This is a genomic window from Paracoccus sp. (in: a-proteobacteria) (assembly GCF_039808215.1).
Classification (GTDB): Bacteria; Pseudomonadota; Alphaproteobacteria; order Rhodobacterales; family Rhodobacteraceae; genus Paracoccus.
The window spans coordinates 1-4,703 of the sequence record NZ_JBDHSP010000130.1 but is presented as its reverse complement, the minus strand read 5'-3'; the positions used below and the strand labels follow the sequence as shown (position 1 = coordinate 4,703).

General features: G+C 69.0%; 7 protein-coding genes. 2 read left to right on the top strand and 5 right to left on the bottom strand.

Translation table 11 applies throughout. From position 1 onward, the window contains the following. Positions 1 to 305 (top strand): 4Fe-4S dicluster domain-containing protein (locus WMK75_RS18385; RefSeq protein ID WP_347269032.1); only part of this gene is annotated, 305 nt, incomplete at its 5' end. A gap of 10 nt (positions 306 to 315) precedes the next feature. Here WMK75_RS18385 and WMK75_RS18380 read toward each other — a convergent pair. After that, a complete protein-coding gene (locus WMK75_RS18380; RefSeq protein ID WP_347269031.1) occupies positions 316 to 1,329 on the bottom strand; it encodes an endonuclease/exonuclease/phosphatase family protein in 1,014 nt (337 codons plus the stop codon). A 107-nt stretch (positions 1,330 to 1,436) separates the two neighbouring features. Here WMK75_RS18380 and WMK75_RS18375 point away from each other — a divergent pair, with 107 nt between their 5' ends. Continuing rightward, positions 1,437 to 2,030, top strand: a complete 594-nt coding sequence (locus tag WMK75_RS18375) for a DUF922 domain-containing protein (protein WP_347269030.1) — start codon at positions 1,437 to 1,439, stop codon at positions 2,028 to 2,030. 17 nt (positions 2,031 to 2,047) lie between these two features. Here the strand turns inward: WMK75_RS18375 and WMK75_RS18370 are convergent, their stop codons facing one another. From WMK75_RS18370 to WMK75_RS18355, 4 genes are all read right to left on the bottom strand, one after another. Continuing rightward, positions 2,048 to 3,508 (bottom strand): AMP nucleosidase, encoded by a 1,461-nt coding sequence (locus tag WMK75_RS18370; protein ID WP_347269033.1) that lies wholly within the window; start codon positions 3,506 to 3,508, stop codon positions 2,048 to 2,050. Positions 3,509 to 3,619: 111 nt separating this feature from the next. After that, complete coding sequence (locus WMK75_RS18365) at positions 3,620 to 3,808, bottom strand: hypothetical protein (RefSeq protein ID WP_347269029.1); 189 nt, start codon at positions 3,806 to 3,808, stop codon at positions 3,620 to 3,622. Then, positions 3,805 to 3,975 carry a hypothetical protein gene (locus tag WMK75_RS18360; RefSeq protein ID WP_347269028.1) on the bottom strand — a complete coding sequence of 57 codons (171 nt, stop codon included), beginning with the start codon at positions 3,973 to 3,975 and terminating at the stop codon, positions 3,805 to 3,807. Before WMK75_RS18360 ends, WMK75_RS18365 begins: the two co-directional genes overlap by 4 nt. A 108-nt stretch (positions 3,976 to 4,083) precedes the next feature. Then, positions 4,084 to 4,425 (bottom strand): DUF2147 domain-containing protein, encoded by a 342-nt coding sequence (locus tag WMK75_RS18355; protein WP_347269027.1) that lies wholly within the window; start codon positions 4,423 to 4,425, stop codon positions 4,084 to 4,086. Between the last annotated feature and the right edge of the window lie 278 nt (positions 4,426 to 4,703).

The window sequence follows — 4,703 nt, the reverse complement described above, 5'->3', positions numbered from 1 at the left end:
TGTCCGGCGCCAATCACGAGGAGAACGAGCCGGTCCACCTCGTGGTCAAGGACATGGAGTTGCAGAAGCGCTCCGAGCACGACGTGTTCGCCGGTCCCTCGACGCGCTACTGTCCCGCCGGAGTCTACGAATGGGTGGACAAGGACGGCAATCCCGCCGCCGATCCCGCCGCGCAGGACGTGCGTTTCGTCATCAACGCGCAGAACTGCGTGCACTGCAAGACCTGCGATATCAAGGACCCCAACCAGAACATCAACTGGGTTCCGCCGCAGGGCGGCGAGGGGCCCGTCTACCAGGGCATGTGACGGCGGGCCGTCAGCCGTCCCGGCCGGCCGCGGCGGCGGACGCCGTCGCCGTCTTGTCGTCGTCCGGCCGCGTCTTCGGGGTCACGCTGAACTCGACGAGGATCGGCAGATGGTCCGAGCCTGCGGGCCCGAGCTTCTGCGCGGAGCGGATGGCGACGCCGCCCTTCGAGAACACCTGGTCGATCGGCAGGCCGGCGAAGCGCAGCCAGTCGGGCATGCGCCGCCACATCCATGTCGGCCCGACCGAGGGCATCACCGTCAGCCCGCCCTGGGCGGCCAGCAGGCGCACGGCGGCGCTCCAGGGGGCTGCGTTGCAGTCGCCGGCCGCGATGGCGTCGGCGCCGAGCGAGGCAAGCGGCGCGGCGAGCCGCATGATCTGCCGCACCTGCCGTTCCGGCCACGGCCAGCCGAGATGCACGGCCGCCACGTCGACCACGGTGCCGCCGAGATCCACCTTCGCCAGCGCCAGCGCGCCGGACCCGAAGCAGCGCGGCTCGCTTCCTTCCGCGAACGGCCGCCGCGACAGGATCGTGGTTCCGTAGACGCTGCCGCAGCTGACGCGGTAGGGATAGGCGTGCTGGATCAGCGCCAGCTTGGCCTGCCACATCTGCGAGCTTTCCTCGAAGGTGATGATGTCGGGCTGGCTGGAGCCGACCAGCGACAGCACCTTTTCCGGGGTCGGGTTGTTGAAGCGCAGGTTCATCTGGAGGAGGCGGTAGACCGCCGGCCCGTCCGCGGCGGGCGCGGCCCCGGCCTGGCCGGGCGCCGCCAGCCCCATCATCGTCGCCGGGCTGGTGAACAGGCAGGCGCCGGCGAACACCAGCACGGACAGCGCCGTCAGCCGGAACCGGCTCGCCAGCAGCGGCAGCGACAGCAGCGCCGCCGCGACGGCGAAATGCACGCGAAAATGGCTGAAGGCGTCGAGATAGGACGATTGGTCGCCGAAATAGCCGGCCAGCACCATCGCCGCCAGCGCGAGAACGGCGGCGAGCGCGGCGAGGACGATCAGGGGCGGTCGCGTCACGGGCGGCTTCATGGTAGCGGACTGATACGGGGAAATGCGGCTCATTGATGATAGGCAATAGCGGCCGCGTCCCGGTCAGGCAACAAGCCACGAACGGAGCGACGACGATGACCGATGCCCGCCTTGCCGCAGTCCTTTTCCTGCTGGCGGCGACGGCCGTGCCCGCCCGCGCGGACGGACAGGTCGCGGAGAGGGTCGTCACCTATCCGATCGCCGGCAGCACCGGCATCGAGCTCTACCGTTCGATCGGCGAGCGCGGGCCGAAGGTGGGGCCGATGCGGGCCATCGCGCACACCACCTTCGACCTCAAATGGTCGCGCAAATACGAGCCGCGCGGCGACGCCTGCGTGCTGGCCGCCGCCAGGCCGTGGCTGACCGTCACCTACACGGTGCCGAAGCCGTCGGGGGCGCTGTCCGCCGCAGTCCGGGCGAGGTGGGACGTTTTCGCGGCCGGCGTGCTCGCCCACGAGAAGGTGCACGGCGAGAGCATCAAGGCGATGGTGAGGACGATAGAAGGCTTCTCCGTCGGCTTCACCGTGGACGGCGACCCTGGCTGCAAGAAGATCCGCGCGGAGCTCACCGCCCGGCTCGCGGCGGCCTCCGCCGCCCAGCGCCGGGAGGGACGCGACTTCGACCGCGAGGAGTTCAGCGACGGCGGCAACATGCAGCGCCTGATCCTCGCGCTGGTGAACGGCGGCTGAGGCCGGCGGGCGGCGCGCTACTGGAACGCCGTCTCGGAGAAGCTCCTCAGCTTGCGCGAATGCAGCCGCTCCATCGGCATCGCGGCCAGCTTCTCCATCGCCCTGATGCCGATGGTGAGGTGCTGCGCCACCTGCCGCTTGTAGAACTCGGTGGCCATGCCCGGCAGCTTGAGCTCGCCGTGCAGCGGCTTGTCGGAGACGCAGAGCAGCGTGCCGTAGGGCACGCGGAAGCGGAAGCCGTTGGCCGCGATGGTCGCCGATTCCATGTCGAGCGCGATCGCCCGCGATTGCGACAGCCGCTGAACCGGGCCGCGCTGGTCGCGAAGCTCCCAGTTGCGGTTGTCGATGGTGGCGACCGTGCCGGTGCGCATGATGCGCTTGAGGTCGTAGCCGGACAGGCCGGTGACCTCCTGCACCGCCTCCTGCAAGGCGACCTGGATCTCGGCGAGCGGCGGGATCGGGACCCATACCGGCAGGTCGTCGTCCAGCACGTGGTCCTCGCGCACATAGGCGTGCGCCAGAACGTAGTCGCCCAGCGCCTGCGTGTTGCGCAGGCCGGCGCAATGGCCGAGCATGACCCAGGCGTGCGGCCTCAGCACGGCGATGTGGTCGGTGATGGTCTTGGCGTTGGAGGGGCCGACGCCGATGTTGACCATGGTGATGCCGCCATGGTCGCGCTTCTTGAGGTGGTAGGCCGGCATCTGCGGCGCCCGCGCAGATATCGTGCTCGCGGCCGGCTGCGTCTCGCCGGCCATGGTCACCAGATTGCCCGGCTCGACGAACTCCGTGTAGCCCTCGCCGCCCGCCGCCATGCGCTCGCGGGCGCGGGCGCAGAATTCGTCGATGTAGAACTGGTAGTTGGTGAACAGGACGAAGTTCTGGAAATGCTCGGGGCTGGTGGCGGTGTAGTGCGCCAGCCGGTGCAGCGAATAGTCGATGCGCTGCGCGGTGAACACCGCCAGCGGCCGCGGCTCGCCCAGCCCGACCTCCAGCGTGCCGTTGGCGATATGGTCGTCGGTGCCGTCGAGGTCCGGCACGTCGAACAGGTCGCGGATCGGCCGCCGGATGCGCTCGGCCGCCGAGCCGTCGACGTAGGTGCCCTCGAGGAAGGCGAAATGCAGCGGGATCGGCGTCCCGGATTCGCCGACCGTGACCGGCACGCCGTGGTTGCGCATGATGAGCCGGAGCTGCTCGGTGAGATAGGTCCTGAACAGGTCCGGCCGGGTGACGGTGGTGGAGAAATGGCCGGGCGTCGGCATGTGGCCGTAGGCCTGGCGCGAATCGACCAGCGAGAAGGACGTCGTGGTGACCCCGACCTCGGGATAGAAGGCGCGGTAGCGCCGGCTGGTGTCGCCGCTCGCCGCCACCTCCATGAAGGAATCGCGCAGGAAGCGGGTGTTGCGCTCGTAGAGCATCTGGAGCGCGGCGACCGCCTCGTGCGCATCGTCGAAGCTCTGCCGGGGATAGGGCTCCGGCATGACGATCGATTCGATGGCCTGGGGATAGATTCGCTTTTCCATGACCCATTATAGGGATTCGGATCCGCGGTGGGGAGGGGGCGCCCTCGCTGTCGTCCCGGCCGGGCCGGCTCACCCGCGCCGCAGGCTGACCAGCAGCACGAGGCCGATGCCGCTCCGCTTCATCGCGGGCGCCTCGATGGTGGCGCCGCCGGGCTTGACGGCAGGCACCGCCAGCACCGGGGCGGCCAGGCACAGGAGCACCGCGCCGGCGCGCGCCGCCAGCCCGAGACCGCGGCGGATGTTCGGGCGCGCGCTCACCAGGCGTTCCCGCGCAGGCCCTGGCCGATGCAGGCGAACCCGCAGCGATGGGAGCTGGCTTCCTCCCAGTTGCGCTGCGGACGGCTGGCCTCCGCCACGAGGATGGCGAAGACCATGCCGAACAGCGTCATCAGCAGGCACACGATGGTGAAGCGGCGGGCGAGCATGGCTGTCTCCTTGATATGGACACAGCAATGCCACGATCAGCCTGAACCGCCTCTGATGCGGCCGTTCATCCGCGGTTCAAATTGATTAAAGTTTTCGGCGCGGCCGGCTCACAGCTTGTGCCAGGCCTGGCTCTTGCAGATCAGGCCTCCCAGCACGCAGCCTTTCATGTTCAGCGTGGTGCCGGAAAGCGTGGCCTTGCCCGAGTAGGTCTTGTCCGTGGCGGGATCGGTGATGGAGCCGGTGTAGTAGTTTTCGCCGGACGTCTTCAGCGAGCCGATGGTCTTGCCGGCATATTTGCCGGTCTTCAGCGTGATCGAGAAGGAGCCGCCGCCGGAAATCGACGCCGTCTCGCCCGACTGGGTCTTCCAGTTGCCCTCGATCGGATCGGCGAGCGCCGCGCCCGTCACGATCAGGGCGGCTGCGAGAGCCATGCTTGCCTTGCGGAACATCGAGAACCTCCTCCCTTGCTGCGGCCGTCACCCTCCCGGCCCGGTGCGCGTCCTGCGCGGACGCAGGCTATTCCGGGAAACCGCGAAGCGGAAGCCGGTGCCGCAGCGGAAGCGCACGACATTTTTCAGCCTGCGCCGCCTGCCGGCAAGGCCTCGATCTGCGGGATCGCCGGCGCAGCCATGCCTCGGCGTGGTTAGCGGAGTCTTGCGCCGCGCCCCTCGCATTTTCATCGCAATCGAGCGGAAACCCAGCAAATGCCGGGCTCGCCATCCTTAAC

Coding starts and splice junctions, on each gene's coding strand:
- WMK75_RS18375 (WP_347269030.1), top strand. CDS start 1,437: ATGACCGATGCCCGCCTTGCCGCAGTCCTTTTCCTGCTGGCGGCGACG.
- WMK75_RS18370 (WP_347269033.1), bottom strand. CDS start 3,508: ATGCCGGAGCCCTATCCCCGGCAGAGCTTCGACGATGCGCACGAGGCG.
- WMK75_RS18360 (WP_347269028.1), bottom strand. CDS start 3,975: ATGCTCGCCCGCCGCTTCACCATCGTGTGCCTGCTGATGACGCTGTTC.
- WMK75_RS18355 (WP_347269027.1), bottom strand. CDS start 4,425: ATGTTCCGCAAGGCAAGCATGGCTCTCGCAGCCGCCCTGATCGTGACG.